Genomic DNA, 15,015 nt, shown 5'->3' on the forward strand with positions numbered 1-15,015 from the left:
AATGTCTGTTTTAATTAACAAAGATACTAAAGTAATCTGTCAGGGTTTTACTGGCGGCCAAGGTACTTTCCACTCTGAGCAAGCGATTGCTTACGGAACGAAAATGGTTGGCGGTGTAACACCTGGTAAAGGTGGTCAAACTCACCTTGGCCTTCCTGTTTTTAACACAGTGAAAGAAGCTGTTGAACAAACGGGTGCTGAAGCATCTGTTATCTACGTTCCAGCACCTTTCGTTAAAGACTCTATTCTTGAAGCGGCTAACTCAGGCATCAAACTAATCGTTTGTATCACTGAAGGCGTTCCAACTCTAGACATGCTTGACTGTAAAGTGGCTTGTGACAGCTTGGGCGTACGCCTAATCGGTCCTAACTGCCCAGGTGTAATCACACCAGGTGAATGTAAGATCGGTATCATGCCTGGTCACATTCACTTGCCAGGTAAAGTAGGTATCGTATCTCGTTCTGGTACGTTGACTTATGAAGCGGTTAAGCAAACGACTGATGCTGGCTTTGGCCAATCTACTTGCGTAGGCATCGGTGGTGACCCAATTCCTGGTACTAACTTCATCGACGTATTGGAAATGTTCCAAAACGATCCACAGACTGAAGCGATTGTAATGATCGGTGAAATCGGTGGTACAGCGGAAGAAGAAGCGGCTGCTTACATCAAAGCAAACGTAACTAAGCCTGTTGTGTCTTACATTGCTGGTGTTACGGCACCTGCTGGTAAGCGTATGGGTCACGCTGGCGCGATCATCTCTGGTGGTAAAGGTACAGCTGATGAAAAATTTGCTGCTCTAGAAGACGCTGGTGTTAAAACCGTACGTTCTTTGGCAGACATCGGTGCCGCTCTTAAAGAAATCACTGGCTGGTAAGTTAGTGCTTTCAGGCAACTGATTCTAAAAATCCCTGCTAAGGCAGGGATTTTTTTGCATGGAATAATCTATGTGCCTAGTGACTGGCAAAGCTCTTTTAGAAATTTCAGAACCACATCGACGCGCTGAGATCTATTTTTTCGGCTCGGGTACAGTGCCGTGAGTTTGGCCGCCCCTGTTTCCGGTTGAATGTCTTGTAGAATCTCAACCAATTGCCCCGTTTGAAGATGTTTCAGACAGTATTGTTCAGGGAGAAGTGACACGCCTCCGCCAGTTAGCAGTGCCTCTCGCACTGTGAGTGGATCATTGCAGTGTGAAATATTGGTCTGCAAGTCTAGGTGGCTTCTTTGAGTGTTCTGATGAACAGGAAAGCGATCAATGCCGTAGCGAGTTTCGCAGAGGCGAATGTGGTTTGTTAAGGTGTCCAGTGTGATGGGGGTATCCTGTTGAGCCAAATAAGTCGGTGTTGTGACCCATTTTAAAGTTCCTGAATACAAGGGCATTGCAATCAATTCGGAGTTTTCAAGCTCACCAACTATCACGGCTATATCGATTTCGTAATGAAAAATATCCAACGAGTGCCCGTTCATCATAATGTCGAGCTGTATTTTGGGTAAGCTTTTTGAAATGTACTCAGATTAGGTGCCAGTAACTCTCGGCAAAACGCCATTGGCATGGCTACCCTCACTCTTCCGGTAGGCTCTGATTGCAAACCTGTAATGGCTGAGTCTGTCTCATTAACAAGCTGCAGTATCTGACAAGCATGGCGGTACAGTGTTTGCCCCTCAGCAGTCACCCAAATATTCCTAGAATTTCTTTCAAGCAATCGAAGTTTGAGTGTTTCCTCCAGACGGGTAATGGATTTACTGATGGTGGATTTGGATACCCCAAGCTGAATGGCGGCCAGCGACATGCTTTTGGTTTCAACCACTTGCACGAAAGCGGGAATGTCACTGAGGTTGCGCTGTAGATTTGAATATATTGTTTTCATAAGGAAACGATTGGTTTTAATTTGCCAGATTGTTGTTTTTTTAGTTTATGAGTATTCTCTTTTCATATCTAGTAATTATAAAAATATAGGAAAAAAGAATGGCTAAAATTATTGGCGGCATCGGTGCTTCCCATTCGCCCACGATTGCGTTTGCAAAAGACACAAATAAAGGCAGCGACGCGGCTTGGAAGCCGATCTTTGATGACTTTTCTGTACTGCAAAATTGGGTGCATGATCAAAAAAGTAAATGTGTTGTTCCTTATTTTCAATGATCACATTACGTCGTTCTTCTTTGATCATTATTCGCCATTTACCTTAGGTGTGGATGATTCTTATCAGACCGCAGACGAGGTGGTGGTGCTCGAGACTATCCGCCAGCTTCTGGCCATGTGGCCTTATCGCGTCATATTGCACAATCTATGATGAACGCAGAGTTTGACTTGGCTACTTTCCAGAAAAAGCCATTAGATCACGGCTTTTTTCTCCATTTTCAATGATAGCACCAGAAAAAGACGGTGCAGCGTGGAAGGGTACGGTCGTTCCATTGCAGGTTGGTGTATTGCAGTTTCCTGCACCAACGGCAAAACGTTGTTACCAATTTGGTAAAGCGCTCCGCAAAGCCATTCAAAGTTTTCCCGATGAGAATATGCGTGTGGCTATTGTGGCAACGGGGGTTGTCGCATCAGGTTCATGGAGAGCGTTGTGGCTTTAACGACGAAGCATGGGACAATGAATTTCTGGACGCTTTAGAAACAAACCCAGACGCCTTAACGAAATTAACGCATGCTGAATACGCGACTAAAGGGGGCTTTGAAGGTGCTGAAGTCATCATGTGGCTGATTATGCGCGGGGCATTGTCTGATAAGGTGAAGCCTGTTCATCGCAGTACGTATTTGCCGTCTATGACAAACATCGCTACGGTGATTTATGAAGACACAGAATCCGTTGAGCCTGTTGTTGAAGATACGCAACTGACCCATCAATTAGACGGTTTGGAGAAACTGCAAGGCACCTACCCATTCACCTTAGAAAGAAGTCATAAAGCGTATCGATTGAACCTGTTTTTACGTAACCTTTCTGACCCATTGCATCGTGAGCGTTTTTTGTCTGAAAAAGAAGAACTGATGACGGAATGTCAGTTGACGAAGGAAGAAAAAGACATGGTGCGAGAGCTTAAATGGATCGAAATGATTCAATACGGTGCTATATTTTTTGGTTTAGAAAAACTATCGGCGGTAATGGGTAAATCGAACCCAGAAATCTATGCCAGTATGCGTGGAGAAACGATGGCGCAATTTCAAGCGAGCCGAAAAGTATCGATGCAGTATTCAGTGGGTAAAAAGTAACCGACGCTACAGTATGGGACTTTTGGACAAACACTGAAGCAAAGTAAACCGTGATCAATCTATATTAAAACCAGAACGAGTCCTCTCGCTCTGGTTTTTTTTGTTCCGTAGCGTGCCATAATACAAAAAAAATATAAGAGGCTATTATGGCAAACGAACAAACGACACACTTTGATATTACCGTGATTGGAGCTGGAATTGTGGGTTTGTCGACAGCGTGGCAATTGCTTCAACGATATCCCACATACCGTATTTTACTGGTGGAAAAAGAAGCCGAAGTCGGCACACATCAGACAGGCCATAACTCCGGTGTTATTCATGCGGGCGTGTATTATGCACCGGGGAGTCTAAAAGCCGATTTTTGCCAACGCGGTGCGCAAGCCACAAAAGCCTTTTGTCTTCAGCATAATATTGATTTCGATGAGTGTGGTAAGTTGCTGGTGGCCACCAACGACATAGAGCACACTCGCATGGAAGTGTTGTTTCAGCGTTGCCAAGAGAACAATTTAGAAGTGCATAAGCTGGATCAGGGTCAGTTAAAAGAACGCGAGCCCAATGTTAAGGGCGTGGCGGCGTTGTTTGTGCCTTCTACCGGCATTGTTAACTACCGACGCATCTGCGAAAAGCTCGCGGAGCTTTTTATCAGTAAAGGCGGTGAATTACGGCTAAGTACCGAGGTGGTTGCGCTAGACGAGAGCAATGAACGTGTTGGCATCACGTTAAATAATGATGTCGTGAGCACCTCCTATTTGGTGAGTTGTGGTGGTCTGATGGCGGATCGTTTAACGAAAATGCTTAATATCCCGACTGATTTTCAAATCATCCCGTTTCGGGGTGAGTATTACCGCTTACCTTCAAAGCACAACAAGATTGTGAATCATCTTATTTATCCGATTCCCGATCCCGACTTACCCTTTCTGAGGCGTGCATCTTACGCGCATGATTGATGGGTCTGTTACGGTGGGTCCCAATGCAGTACAAGGCTGGAAAAGGGAAGGGTATGGCCGTATCAATATTAATTTCCGTGATATTTTTGACATGGTTCGTTTTCCTGGCTTTTGGAAGCTATTACGAAATCATTGGAAAACGGGGTTAACGGAAACGAAAAATTCTTGGTATAAAGCCCGGCTATTTGGCACAGGTCAGAAAATATTGTGATCTTGTTACCTTAGACGATTTACAACCGTATCCAGCTGGTATTAGAGCGCAAGCCGTCATGAACGATGGTAGTCTGGTACACGATTTCCTATTTGCCCAAAGTGCGAGGACGTTGCACGTTTGCAATGCTCCCTCACCGGCCGCCACCAGTGCCTTCCCAATTGGTGAATACATTGTTGACAAACTGGATGAGCAGATTACGTCTATTTAGTCCGCAAGCATTGTGGAACAAACATGACGTGGTTTGTATTCTGACGCTTGTTCAAGCTAAAGTGATAAGACAGTCATCACAAATAAGGAGAGTAGAAGATGGTTTTTATGAAAAATAGAGGCGTTACTCGCATCACTAAAGGGGTGGTAGCGGCGCTGCTAATCACCCAAGTAACCGCCTGTGGTACGTTGCTTTATCCGGAGCGTCGTGGCCAAACGAATGGTCAGATCGATGTTGGCGTTGCCGCATTAGACGCGATAGGCCTGCTATTTTTCTTTGTCCCAGGTGTTGTTGCCTTTGGTGTCGACTTCATAACAGGAACCATCTATTTGCCCGGTGGAGGCATAGCCACTCTTACTCAAGACGAGATGAATACGATTAAAAATGGTCCAGATTCAGTGGATGTGGAAGCGTTCAAATCCGTGATGGCGCAACGCAACGATATGTCACTACCAAAAGATATTTATGGTGATCAACTCCAAGTGACGGCGATGCCCTCTATGCAATCATTAGAGACAGCAATGAGCATGTCTACTCAGCAGCTAGCCCTTGGCCGTACTTATTAATGGTTGACTGGCCGTCTATCTGAATTGGAATATCAGACCGTTAAGCTAAGGCAACTCTTCCTTGGTTTAACGGTCTTTTTTGCTGGTGGTCTTTATGTTATCCGCGTGTTTTATACTCGCCTTGTAAATGGCGGCTTGCCTGTCTGCCAATGTTTGGTCCGGTGTTAGCGTGATGACTTCGACTTTGGTGTTCAATACCCCTTCCCAAATATTGTCTGCAATGTATATCGATTCGTCTTCGATTTGAACAATCAGCGACACCTTGTGTTTTCGAACAAGTGCTGAGATTTCGCTGGGTGAATACACCGTCACCCCATGCACGAGGGTTCTGTTGTTCCATGGCTCATCGTCGATAAATGCGCTAATTTCAATCGTCGGAAGGGGCGTTTTTTTATTGTCGAGTAAGGCGGCTGCTAAGGAAAAGCAGCCGTAATCTATGCCGATAAAAATGACCTTTACCGGCGATGGTGTTGGGCGAAACCAAGTCAATAAGAGCGCAAAAAGTGTGTTTATCATGCTGAATTAAATCGTTTTTGTGTAGCGCTGTTTTGGTCTGCCGCCCGTTTTATAATCCAAGGTCATGGAAACCTGTCCTTGGGCTTCTAAATATTCCAGATAACGTCTGGCAGTAATGCGACTGAGGTGAATCGCGTCTCCGATCTCTTCGGCCGTGAAAGACTCATCATTGATGGTGTGTAAATACTGGTTGAGCTTTTCCAAGGTATTTTCGTCAATGCCTTTAGGTGTTTTTCGAGTGTGGTCGGCAATGACGCTTTTGCGAAAAAGAGCATCGATGTCTTGTTGGTCAATTTTTTGCGTCTTAGTGAGACGCTTTTTAAAGTCCAGATAATCGTCAAGCGCTTGCAACACACGAGACATTCGAATGGGCTTTACAAGGTAATCCATCACACCAAGTTGGATGGCGGTTTCGATGGTTGCGGTTTCTCGCTCCGCCGTGGTCATGATAAAAGAGGCGTGTCGCCCATGTTGCTTCAGGGATTTAATGAGGTCGATGCCATTGCCATCAGGGAGCGAGATGTCGACCATGATCAGCTCTGGTTCGAACGCTTCTGCTTTTAATTCGGCTTCGACAATGCTTTCGCAAGCCGCCACGACGTAAAAATCGGAATGCTGGTTGATGGTACTTTCTAATACATAGCTAGCACGTAGATCATCTTCCACAATCATTACAGGGATACGATTCATCTGGTGAGTGCTCGTTTGTCTAAATAAATACTAAACACAGTCGTGTCCGTTTCACTGCGCTCCCAATCTAGGCTGCCATGGTATTGGTCAACGATTTTTTTGACCAAATACAGCCCGATGCCATGTTGTTCTGTGTTGTGTTTGCTGCTGACGCCAAAATCCAAAATGCGGCTTTCCAGTTTTTCGTCAACACCTGCGCCACTGTCTTCTATTTGAATCATAATGTGCGCATTACGGTCGCTTATGTACAGCTTAACAAAAGGAGGAACCTGCTGTCTGTTTGACCACGCTGCCAGCAGAGCATTGTCGATCAAATTACCTACTAGGGTGACCAATGCATCATTTGTACTGGCGGGGTATTGCCCAAGCTGACAATCGCTTTCTAGTAACATCTCGACTTGTAAATCTCTTGCTTTACTGTGTTTTGCGAAAATCAGACCTGCTACAGCGCTGTTTTCGATGGTCCTGATTATGCGCCTCAGTGCCGCTTGATCACCATCGCTTTCTTGTTGTAAAAATTCAATGGCATCGCTATAGCGTTCCGCCTGTAACATGCCAGATAGCACGTTTAAGCGGTTGGAATACTCGTGAGTTTTAGCGCGCAATAGATCGGCGTAGTTTTTGGTGGCAGTGAGTTCTTGTTCCAGTGATTTTTCACCATGATCAGGGAAGAAAACGATGACATAACCTACGTCGCCTTTGGTGCTTTTGATCGGATAGAGTGTGGCCATGAACTCCAGTTTGCCCAAATGAAAGCGGTTTTGCGTTATTTGTCCTTTTGCCTCTAAAACAAAGTGCGAAAGGCTTTGTGACTGTTCGCTCAATGGCTTTTTAATAACTTGTGATGGGCTCACCACATTCATAGTTAGCCATTCCAGCGCCATGCTGTTGATGGCGGTGATGTTCTGTTCGTGATCAATCGCCACAATGCCGTCACGGATGCTGTCTAAAATGAGTTCATGTTCTTTGAAGCGTTGAACAATTTCTTCGGGTTCAAAAGACAGAAAGGTTCGTTTCAATTTGGCGATCAAAATAACGGCAATGATTACCCCAAGTAAATAAACGAATACCATCAACAAGCCTGCTTCTTGCAGATGTTGATAGATCAATTCACTGGTAGTTTGAGATAAATACCCGACGCTGATGGCGCCAATCACTATGTTGTTGTCTTTTATAGGGGTGAAATTTCGAATGGCCTCTCCGAGTGAACCACTTGCAACGCTGGTAAAATCGACCCCTTTGGTCAGCGATGGGTAAATGTCATCCCCAATAAAGGTTTTGCCCACTAGGTCAGCATTAGGGTGGCTGAGTCGTATAGCGTGCTGGTTAACCACAACGATATACGAAGCGTCTGTTTGTCGGCGAAGTGTTTCGATATGCTCCTCAAGAGAGCTGTATCGTCCGCTATTACTGACGTTGACCGCATTAATGACTTTTTCATCATGAGCAATGACTCTGGCAAGCTCAAGTCCGCGTTTACTGATGCCTTCTAAATACGCCTTTTGCAATGAGTAGCCGAATACCAAAGCAACCGCCACAATGATAATGGTAATCGTAGAAACGGTGATTAATGCGAGGTAAGACTTTAGGGTCATTTGCGAGTCATGATTCATCTTAGAAGAAACGCGAGTATACAACATACGTCACAGTGGCTAAACAAGAAGGGCGGGTGTAGGGCAATTTCGTCGGTGATGTCGAGATTAATCCAGAGTGATATTCCCTTGGGGGTAACCCTCAGGGGATATATCAATGTCACTGCATTTAGGCGTATTTTCAATATCTTATAAAAAATATACTAAATGTAAGGAATTCCTGATGGAACAAGTTATTCGAGTGTTGACGACCATCCGTCCGAAACGGTCGCTGTATTTATCGGTTATGGTCACACTCGCCACAATTGGCTTCTTTTGGTCTCTCTCAGCCACGCATGAAACGGGTGAAAGTTGGGGGCGAAAGCACTGTTTCCCACTTTGTTTGTGCTTGCTATTGCGATCATTTCTCGCGCGCCTTTTGAATCGTTGCTTACTGGTGTGATCGCCGGTTTGATCATGATCGATAACAGCAATGTGGTGTCGTCTCTATCGGATTCCTTGTCGACAGTAATGGGCAACGAAACTATTATTTGGATTGTTCTTGTCTGCGGTTTGATGGGCGGATTGATTGTTCTTTTAGAGAAAAGTGGCTGTTTAGGTAATTTCAGCGATTGGCTAAAAGGCAAGATTACATCTCGTAGACAGTCTCTTCTCACCACTTTTTTCATTGGCTTGGTGGTGTTTATAGACGATTACCTTAACTGCTTGGCTGTGTCGTCATCGGTTAAAAAAGTCACCGATCACTACAAGGTATCGCGTGAAAAATTGGCATACATTATCGATTCCACCGCCGCACCAATGTGTATTTTGGTACCGGTATCGACATGGGCTGTATTCTTCTCTGGTTTATTAGAAGAAAACGGCCTAGCGGCGGATGGTGCGGGGTTAAGCGTTTATATTTCAGCGATTCCTTTTATGGTCTATGGCTGGGTGGCTCTTGTATTGGTGTTTTTGGTCGCTTTGGGCGTGGTTGGTAATTTTGGTCCAATGAAAAAAGCAGAAGCCAGAGCCTTGTCCGGCCAGCCCTTACCGGACGATTATGATGGCGATAATATGGAAGCCGCGCCTTCGAATGACCGTAAGCAAACAAGCAACTTTGTTGGCATGCTCAACTTTATTCTGCCGATGATCATTCTTATTGCGGCGACCGTCTACTATGATATCGATTTGTTAAGAGGCGTTATAGTGACGTTGGCTATTACTGTCGCTATGTATTACTTACAAGGGTTGTTGACATTAGAAGAGCAATTTAAAGGGATTTTTGAAGGCTTTAAAGTAATGCTATACCCACTTTCAACCGTCATTGCTGGGTTTATGTTGAAGTCTGTGAATGACCAGTTGGGAATGACACAGTATCTTGTGGAAGTGGTGTCGCCTTTTATGACCGCTGAATTGATGCCTGCGTTGGTGTTTCTCGTAATGGCGGCGGTTGTCTTTGGAACAGCATCCAGTTGGGGGTCTTTTATTATTGCGATTCCTATTGTCGTGCCCATTGCACTGAGTGTGGACGCTAATATGGCGTTAGTCATAGGGGCGTTATTGTCTGCTTCTTCTTTTGGTAGCCATGCCTGCTTCTTTAGTGACTCTACGGTACTCGCTGCGCAAGGAGCGGGCTGCTCTCCTATGTCGCATGCCCTCACGCAGTTACCTTATACCGCTATTGGTGCGGTGGTGAGTTTCAGTATTTTTATCGTGCTGGGTTATTCTTTATAACTAATGAAGAAAGAAGATACATTGAAGAAATGGCTGAGGCTTAAACTGTTTTTCGTCTTTTATGCCTTGATTTCAGATGTAAAAAAAGAAGCCGCTCACTCATGAGGGCTTCTTTTTTTAGCAACGTAATAATTTTAGTAGCGTAATCAATACGCTCAGTAAGTTACGCGATAGCTTGAACCACTAGCGTCGCCAGTATCAACATGAAGGCTCCACCAATACGTGAAGAAATTTGTGCGAACGGCATCAGTTCCATGCGTTTACTTGCCGCAAGAACCGCCACATCGCCAGTACCGCCCATGTTCGCCATACAAAGACCGCCAGTGATAGCCGCTTCAATAGGGTAGAAGCCCATCAACCAGCCAATCAAACCGGCACCAAATACAGCGCCAAGAACAGTGATAAGCACCAACAAGAAATACATTGGAGACAAGGCATTCAAAATCTGGTTTAGGTCAGTGTAAGCCACGCCAATACCAACTAAAAGAGCCGGTGTTAGGTTGCCAACCACAAACTTATACCAAGAGTGGGCAGCCTGTTCTAGCGCCGCAGGCATGATGCCGGATACTTTGATGAGTGCAATAGAAAGAATCATCAAGGCGTAGGTGTGCATGCTGATGTAGTTTGACAATAACGTGCCAAGGAAATACATGCTTACAGCAAGCAATGCGCCCACACCCAAAGTGGTGACGCTTAATGCTGATGCTTTTTGATCTTCTTCCGAAACCGACTTTTGACCACGAATCAATTGACCATTACCAGTTAAGCTTGGCGCCATTTGACCAACCTTGTTAAGCAAGCCTGCCATCACGATGGCGATCGCGTTACCAATTGCCAGTGCTGGAACCATTTGTGACATCAATGTTTCTGCGCTCATGCCTGTTTTGCCAGACATGATTTCTACTAAAGGCACAGCGCCAGCGCCCATACCGCCACCCATGATAGGTAACGCAATTAGCATGACAGAGTCGTAAAAATCTTTGCTAACGAGCATGCCAACTAAGCCCGTAAAGATACAAGCAAAAAAAGCCGAACCAAGAATAACGGGAATGTATTTTAGCGCCGCTTTTTTCAGCGTTTTGGTGTCCATACCAAAAATAGAGCCAGTCACAAGACTTGCTACATAAAACGCTAAGAAGCCGCCGCTTTTCATGAAAGTGGTGACATTGCTTTCTGCACTAGAAGGAAACAAACCGCTGTGAAAAAGGTAAGCGGAGCCGAAAATCACCACGATGGCACCGCCACCGAAGAACTGGTTGATAATCGGTGTTCTGTCTCCAATATAGTTAAGAACAAAACCGATAATAACCATAATACCCAAAGCACCAATCATACCGCTTGGCATCTTGCCTGCGAACGTGGCCAATACAATTGTGATAGCGGCGATTGCCAATATGATTTTGCTAGCGCGTTGGTCTTGCACTGTCATAACATCGTTAGTGATCATTGTGGACTCTCTTTTTTTGCTTGTTTTGATTGCGCCGCAGTCTACCAACCTTCTTTCTAAGCGGAAGTTACTTTGACCTTAATGAAACTAAAAAGAGGTTTTGAAACTTTTTGTAACGTGTTTATCTGCCATGTTTTACACAGTGGGGCGCATATTTTGTCGCTATTTGCCTGTCGTAAAAAAGAGAAAATGGCACCCACAATAGGAGGTGCCAAGTGGTGAAAAGGAGCGTTAATCGCTCAGAACGAAACGCAATGGCTAGAAAAAAGAAAGCGTGTTTAATGCGATATCATCCAGCTGCTCATTGCGTCTGCGGACATGGGTTTTGCGATAAAATACCCTTGTCCAAACTGACAACCTATGCCGATCAGTGCTTGTTCAAGCTCCTGAGACTCTACGCCTTCGGCAATAAGTTTGTACCCAAATGTCTTACTCAGCTCGACGATACACGCAATAATCGCACGATCTTCAGGATTGGTTAACAAGTTTAGAACAAAACTCTTGTCCATTTTTAATGTATTCAGTGGCAGCTGTTTTAAATAACTTAGCGATGCGTAACCCGTTCCAAAATCGTCTAAGGCAACATGGACGCCAAGTTGCTGACAGACTTTCACAACCTCGACCGCGCTGTCTATGTCACTGACCGAAACCGTCTCAAGGATTTCTATTTCCAGTGATTCTGGTGGGACATCTGGGGCGTTTTTTAGCAGTAAAGCAAGCCGCTGGAAGAAACGCTTACTCAAAAGGTGTGCTGGCGCTATGTTCACGCTGACAACAAGGTCTTTTTTATTCCAAGCAGCATGTTGTTTGAGCGCTTCTTTTAAAACCCATTCGCTCAATCAAAACGCCCGTACTTGGGTGCTCCAATGCTTCCCTAAACTCCATTGGATGCAAGAACCCCAAAGTAGGGTGGTTCCATCTAATCAGTGCTTCCGCCCCGATAATACGATGGTTGATCATGTCTATTTGAGGCTGGTAATAGAGTTCAAATTCGTTGCATTCAATGCCTCGCTCAGCGGCTTGGAGCATGGCTCTTCGGTCGTATTGACGCTTCTCTTCTTCTGGGTCGAAGAAAAGAATTTTATTATTACCCGCGTGTTTTGCTTGGTACATGGTTTGGTCAGCACGACGTAATATTGTGTCGGCATCTAAACAGTTGTCTGTGACTAAAGTGACACCAATGCTCGCAGAGACTTGTACCTGACAGTCAAATTCAGGTAATTCAATGGGAGTATTGATCAAATGAATTAGGCGCGTTAAAAAACGATTGCACTCTCTTTGATTCGATATGCCACGCAGCAGCAAAACAAATTCATCGCCGCCAATGCGTGACAATGTGTCACTTTTGCGGAGTATTTGTTTCAGGCGGTTTGCGATGGTCACTAACACATAGTCACCCGTATCGTGACCGTAATTGTCATTAACGGGTTTAAAATTGTCTAGATCCAAAAAGGCAACGGCAGCCGCTTCATTGTTTGTCACAGTCGATTGTAAGTTTTCCAGAAGTAAAGGACGGCTGGCCAATCCGGTTAGATTATCGTAGTGGGCCATATCATGGAGCTTTTTTTCTAGCTCCGCTCGATGAATGGAATTTACGATGGCATGGATCAGCTGTGAGCTTTGGAGCTGACTTTTTAATAAATAGTCACTCGCGCCGAGTCGCATCGCTTCGGCAGCCACTTCTTCATCGCCTAAGCCGGTGATCATAATCACCGCGCAATGGTTGTTCATGGTGGTGCGAATATTGTCTAGCAGGGTTAATCCAGAGCTCAGTCCCAATCGATAATCAATAATGACGCAGTCATAATCGTCACGGCTTAAATACACCAAAGAGTCTTCCACTGATGCGGCTTCAGACACGCGCGTTTGAATGTCTGATTTGGACAGCATTCTGCGAAGACGCTCACGATCGACGTCATCATCGTCAACAATCAACAGATTGAGCGAAGTTCCCTCATACGCTTGTATGGCATCCATAGCTTCTCCAGATTCAACAGTTTCTCCAGACTCAACAGTTTGGTTCAACAGCATTTCGATACGCATCCATCAGTACGGCTAATTTGGCAAATTGGGGGCCCACAGAGGATTTGACCATATAACCAGCAACGTTATTGTCATAGGCTCGTGATCTGTCATTATCGTCATTGGACGTAGTAAGAATAAAAATCACCGTGTCTTGCAGGGTTGCGTCATCTCGCACGTATTCTAAAAATTCAAACCCGTTCATGACGGGCATATTCAAATCCAACAGCACCAGATACGGAGGATGAAGCGTGCGCGTAGGATGTCGCTTTTCAAGTATCTCAATCGCCGTTTTGCCATGCTCTGCGTACACTAGGCAAATATCGGGTGCGAATTTTTTTAGGCTACGTGTAATAGACTCTGCCGCGACATCGTCATCTTCTACAATAAGCACATTTAACGTATTAATCATGGGTATCTTTCCTTAAAAAGCGTGGCCACCAAACATGAAATGTCACGCCTCTTTGATGCTGGTTCGACTCCACACTAATCCGCCCTCCATGGGTTTCGACTAATCGCCGACTGACTGAAAGTCCTATGCCAGTGCCGCTTCGTTCGTTCGATGTGACCGTTTGAAATAACCGAAAAATACGCGAAAACGCCGCTTCGGGAATGCCAGGGCCATCGTCACAGATGGAAAAATGACACATATTGTTCTCGGCAACACAGCGAATAAACAGGTTTCCTGTTTCTTGGTCGTGATGTTTGATCGCGTTACTGATCAAATTACGGATCACCGTTTCTAACGGCGTCCATACTGAGGTAAATTGTTCCAGTTGAATGTCTCGGGTGATGGTGACCCCCGCCGGTATGGCCAGCAATTCCATCACATTGTCTAGCAAGGTGTTGATGTTGATGTCTTGGGTATTGGACTCGATTTTCCCTGCTCTGGCGTAGGTCAGTAAGTTATCGATTAATTGCTCCATACGCTGAATTCGCACTTCTATACGGTCTAAATTCCGAGACACATCGGGCAACGCATCTGGGCCTAAATCTTCTTTTACCCAGTCTAATAAATCGGCTATGCCGCGCAAAGGGAGCGTAAGTCGTGTGAAGCAACGTAGGTAAATTCTTCTAAATTGGTATTGGTTTCACGTAACTCTTGCTCCATGCGTTTGCGTAGAGTGATATCCAGCAAAGACACCAACACCATTTCATTGCCTTCTTCATCGGCAAAGGGCTTAGACCAATCTCAACGGGAAACTCTCGGCCGTCTTTGTGTAATGCGGTGAGATCTCGACCCACGCCCATCATGCGGGGTGTTGGGTTTTGATGAAAAGAATCGCGCAACTGATCGTGATGTTTTCGATAGCGCTCAGGTAACAGCATGTCGAGAGGCTGGTCAATGAGTGCTTCAGATTGATAGCCGAAACACTGACACAGGGCTTCATTGGTCAAACGAATGGTGCCTTCTGAACTGACCACCAACACCCCATGGGGCGCACTTTGAATCGAGCGTTGGAACATGTCGCTCGCTCGTTGCCGTGTGGTTAGGTCAATTAAGGTGGCCAATACAAACGTCTGGCCATCTTGCTCTATGGGGTTTAGTCCAATTTCAATCGGAATGTGCCCACCGTCTTTTTTGCGAGCAAACAACGACTGGCCCACCCCCATTTGGCGTTTCCTGGGGTTCTTAAAGAATTGCTGCATGAGATTTTTATGGTTTTCTCGAAACGAGATTGGCAGCAGCATGTCGATGTCTGCATTCAGTAATTCATCGGAAGAATAGCCAAGAATATCCACAAGAGAATCATTGACAAACAGTATGCGGGCTTCAGTATTCACCACCATGGCGCCCATTGGCAGACAGACAACCAACTGTTGCAGAAAATCACTGTGTATTAATGGCTTATCAGGAGCATGATAAGCGTCTTCAGTATGATCCATCA

The 15,015-nt window shown here is 45.2% G+C and carries 17 protein-coding genes and 2 pseudogenes; 8 read left to right on the plus strand and 11 right to left on the minus strand.

Translation table 11 applies throughout. The features are described from left to right. Nucleotide 1 precedes the first annotated feature (1 nt). Complete coding sequence (gene sucD / locus N5P32_RS02370) at nucleotides 2-874, plus strand: succinate--CoA ligase subunit alpha (RefSeq protein WP_265727594.1); 873 nt, start codon at nucleotides 2-4, stop codon at nucleotides 872-874. 68 nt (nucleotides 875-942) lie between these two features. Here sucD and N5P32_RS02375 read toward each other — a convergent pair whose 3' ends face one another. Together N5P32_RS02375 and N5P32_RS02380 are read right to left on the minus strand one after the other, a co-directional pair. Next, complete coding sequence (locus tag N5P32_RS02375; protein ID WP_265727595.1) at nucleotides 943-1,467, minus strand: LysR substrate-binding domain-containing protein; 525 nt, start codon at nucleotides 1,465-1,467, stop codon at nucleotides 943-945. Then, entirely contained in the window at nucleotides 1,464-1,865 is a 402-nt protein-coding gene (locus N5P32_RS02380; protein ID WP_265727596.1) for a LysR family transcriptional regulator, read from the minus strand. Before N5P32_RS02380 ends, N5P32_RS02375 begins: the two co-directional genes overlap by 4 nt. 98 nt (nucleotides 1,866-1,963) lie before the next feature. On the opposite strand from N5P32_RS02380, the gene N5P32_RS02385 reads away from it, so the two are divergent. From N5P32_RS02385 to N5P32_RS02410, 6 genes and pseudogenes are all read left to right on the plus strand, one after another. Then, nucleotides 1,964-2,137: a hypothetical protein gene (locus N5P32_RS02385; protein WP_265727597.1), complete on the plus strand. Its 174-nt coding sequence runs from the start codon at nucleotides 1,964-1,966 to the stop codon at nucleotides 2,135-2,137. After that, a complete protein-coding gene (locus N5P32_RS02390) occupies nucleotides 2,097-2,288 on the plus strand; it encodes a hypothetical protein (protein WP_265727610.1) in 192 nt (63 codons plus the stop codon). The genes N5P32_RS02385 and N5P32_RS02390 overlap by 41 nt, the downstream gene beginning before the upstream one ends. Beyond that, nucleotides 2,255-2,728: pseudogene (locus tag N5P32_RS02395) on the plus strand (DODA-type extradiol aromatic ring-opening family dioxygenase); the annotation flags it as partial. The gene N5P32_RS02390 and the pseudogene N5P32_RS02395, both read left to right, overlap by 34 nt. A gap of 39 nt (nucleotides 2,729-2,767) precedes the next feature. Then, entirely contained in the window at nucleotides 2,768-3,211 is a 444-nt protein-coding gene (locus N5P32_RS02400) for a hypothetical protein (RefSeq protein WP_265727609.1), read from the plus strand. Nucleotides 3,212-3,357: 146 nt separating this feature from the next. Next, nucleotides 3,358-4,580, plus strand: a pseudogene (lhgO, locus tag N5P32_RS02405) (L-2-hydroxyglutarate oxidase). Nucleotides 4,581-4,687: 107 nt separating this feature from the next. Further along, complete coding sequence (locus tag N5P32_RS02410; protein ID WP_265727598.1) at nucleotides 4,688-5,146, plus strand: hypothetical protein; 459 nt, start codon at nucleotides 4,688-4,690, stop codon at nucleotides 5,144-5,146. 66 nt (nucleotides 5,147-5,212) lie between these two features. On the opposite strand, the gene N5P32_RS02415 is transcribed toward N5P32_RS02410, so the two are convergent. Genes N5P32_RS02415 through N5P32_RS02425 form a run of 3 tightly spaced genes read right to left on the minus strand, consistent with a single transcriptional unit; the run spans nucleotide 5,213 to nucleotide 7,947 of the window. Further along, complete coding sequence (locus N5P32_RS02415; protein WP_265727599.1) at nucleotides 5,213-5,662, minus strand: nucleoside-diphosphate sugar epimerase/dehydratase; 450 nt, start codon at nucleotides 5,660-5,662, stop codon at nucleotides 5,213-5,215. A gap of 6 nt (nucleotides 5,663-5,668) precedes the next feature. After that, nucleotides 5,669-6,352, minus strand: a complete 684-nt coding sequence (locus N5P32_RS02420) for a response regulator (protein ID WP_265727600.1) — start codon at nucleotides 6,350-6,352, stop codon at nucleotides 5,669-5,671. Then, the gene (locus N5P32_RS02425; protein WP_265727601.1) at nucleotides 6,349-7,947 is read right to left on the minus strand and encodes an ATP-binding protein; all 1,599 of its coding nucleotides are present in this window, start codon (nucleotides 7,945-7,947) and stop codon (nucleotides 6,349-6,351) included. Before N5P32_RS02425 ends, N5P32_RS02420 begins: the two co-directional genes overlap by 4 nt. A 348-nt stretch (nucleotides 7,948-8,295) precedes the next feature. Between N5P32_RS02425 and N5P32_RS02430 the strand changes: the two genes are divergently transcribed. Beyond that, entirely contained in the window at nucleotides 8,296-9,657 is a 1,362-nt protein-coding gene (locus N5P32_RS02430; RefSeq protein WP_265727602.1) for a Na+/H+ antiporter NhaC family protein, read from the plus strand. A gap of 163 nt (nucleotides 9,658-9,820) precedes the next feature. Here N5P32_RS02430 and N5P32_RS02435 read toward each other — a convergent pair whose 3' ends face one another. The 6 genes from N5P32_RS02435 to N5P32_RS02460 form a co-directional block, all read right to left on the minus strand. Beyond that, on the minus strand, nucleotides 9,821-11,104 hold the full coding sequence (locus N5P32_RS02435) for a 2-hydroxycarboxylate transporter family protein (protein ID WP_265727603.1): 1,284 nt from the start codon (nucleotides 11,102-11,104) through the stop codon (nucleotides 9,821-9,823). 278 nt (nucleotides 11,105-11,382) lie between these two features. Further along, a complete protein-coding gene (locus tag N5P32_RS02440) occupies nucleotides 11,383-11,943 on the minus strand; it encodes an EAL domain-containing protein (protein WP_265727604.1) in 561 nt (186 codons plus the stop codon). After that, entirely contained in the window at nucleotides 11,891-13,135 is a 1,245-nt protein-coding gene (locus tag N5P32_RS02445) for a diguanylate cyclase domain-containing protein (protein WP_265727605.1), read from the minus strand. The genes N5P32_RS02440 and N5P32_RS02445 overlap by 53 nt, the downstream gene beginning before the upstream one ends. Continuing rightward, complete coding sequence (locus tag N5P32_RS02450) at nucleotides 13,113-13,538, minus strand: response regulator (RefSeq protein ID WP_265727606.1); 426 nt, start codon at nucleotides 13,536-13,538, stop codon at nucleotides 13,113-13,115. Before N5P32_RS02450 ends, N5P32_RS02445 begins: the two co-directional genes overlap by 23 nt. Continuing rightward, on the minus strand, nucleotides 13,531-14,160 hold the full coding sequence (locus N5P32_RS02455) for a sensor histidine kinase (RefSeq protein ID WP_265727607.1): 630 nt from the start codon (nucleotides 14,158-14,160) through the stop codon (nucleotides 13,531-13,533). The genes N5P32_RS02450 and N5P32_RS02455 overlap by 8 nt, the downstream gene beginning before the upstream one ends. Before the next feature lie 40 nt (nucleotides 14,161-14,200). After that, a partial coding sequence (locus tag N5P32_RS02460; RefSeq protein ID WP_265727608.1) for a PAS domain-containing protein occupies nucleotides 14,201-15,015 on the minus strand: 815 nt, incomplete at its 5' end.

The sequence above is a fragment of the Marinomonas pontica genome (assembly GCF_026191375.1).
Lineage (GTDB): Bacteria > Pseudomonadota > Gammaproteobacteria > Pseudomonadales > Marinomonadaceae > Marinomonas > Marinomonas pontica.

Bases quoted from the DNA above. Each gene is read 5' to 3' on its own strand.
- sucD (WP_265727594.1), top strand. From the start codon at position 2: ATGTCTGTTTTAATTAACAAAGATACTAAAGTAATCTGTCAGGGTTTT.
- N5P32_RS02380 (WP_265727596.1), bottom strand. From the start codon at position 1,865: ATGAAAACAATATATTCAAATCTACAGCGCAACCTCAGTGACATTCCC.
- N5P32_RS02385 (WP_265727597.1), top strand. From the start codon at position 1,964: ATGGCTAAAATTATTGGCGGCATCGGTGCTTCCCATTCGCCCACGATT.
- N5P32_RS02410 (WP_265727598.1), top strand. From the start codon at position 4,688: ATGAAAAATAGAGGCGTTACTCGCATCACTAAAGGGGTGGTAGCGGCG.
- N5P32_RS02415 (WP_265727599.1), bottom strand. From the start codon at position 5,662: ATGATAAACACACTTTTTGCGCTCTTATTGACTTGGTTTCGCCCAACA.
- N5P32_RS02435 (WP_265727603.1), bottom strand. From the start codon at position 11,104: ATGATCACTAACGATGTTATGACAGTGCAAGACCAACGCGCTAGCAAA.
- N5P32_RS02450 (WP_265727606.1), bottom strand. From the start codon at position 13,538: ATGATTAATACGTTAAATGTGCTTATTGTAGAAGATGACGATGTCGCG.
- N5P32_RS02425 (WP_265727601.1), bottom strand. From the start codon at position 7,947: ATGACCCTAAAGTCTTACCTCGCATTAATCACCGTTTCTACGATTACC.
- N5P32_RS02420 (WP_265727600.1), bottom strand. From the start codon at position 6,352: ATGAATCGTATCCCTGTAATGATTGTGGAAGATGATCTACGTGCTAGC.
- N5P32_RS02375 (WP_265727595.1), bottom strand. From the start codon at position 1,467: ATGATGAACGGGCACTCGTTGGATATTTTTCATTACGAAATCGATATA.
- N5P32_RS02400 (WP_265727609.1), top strand. From the start codon at position 2,768: ATGACAAACATCGCTACGGTGATTTATGAAGACACAGAATCCGTTGAG.
- N5P32_RS02445 (WP_265727605.1), bottom strand. From the start codon at position 13,135: ATGCTGTTGAACCAAACTGTTGAGTCTGGAGAAACTGTTGAATCTGGA.
- N5P32_RS02390 (WP_265727610.1), top strand. From the start codon at position 2,097: ATGATCAAAAAAGTAAATGTGTTGTTCCTTATTTTCAATGATCACATT.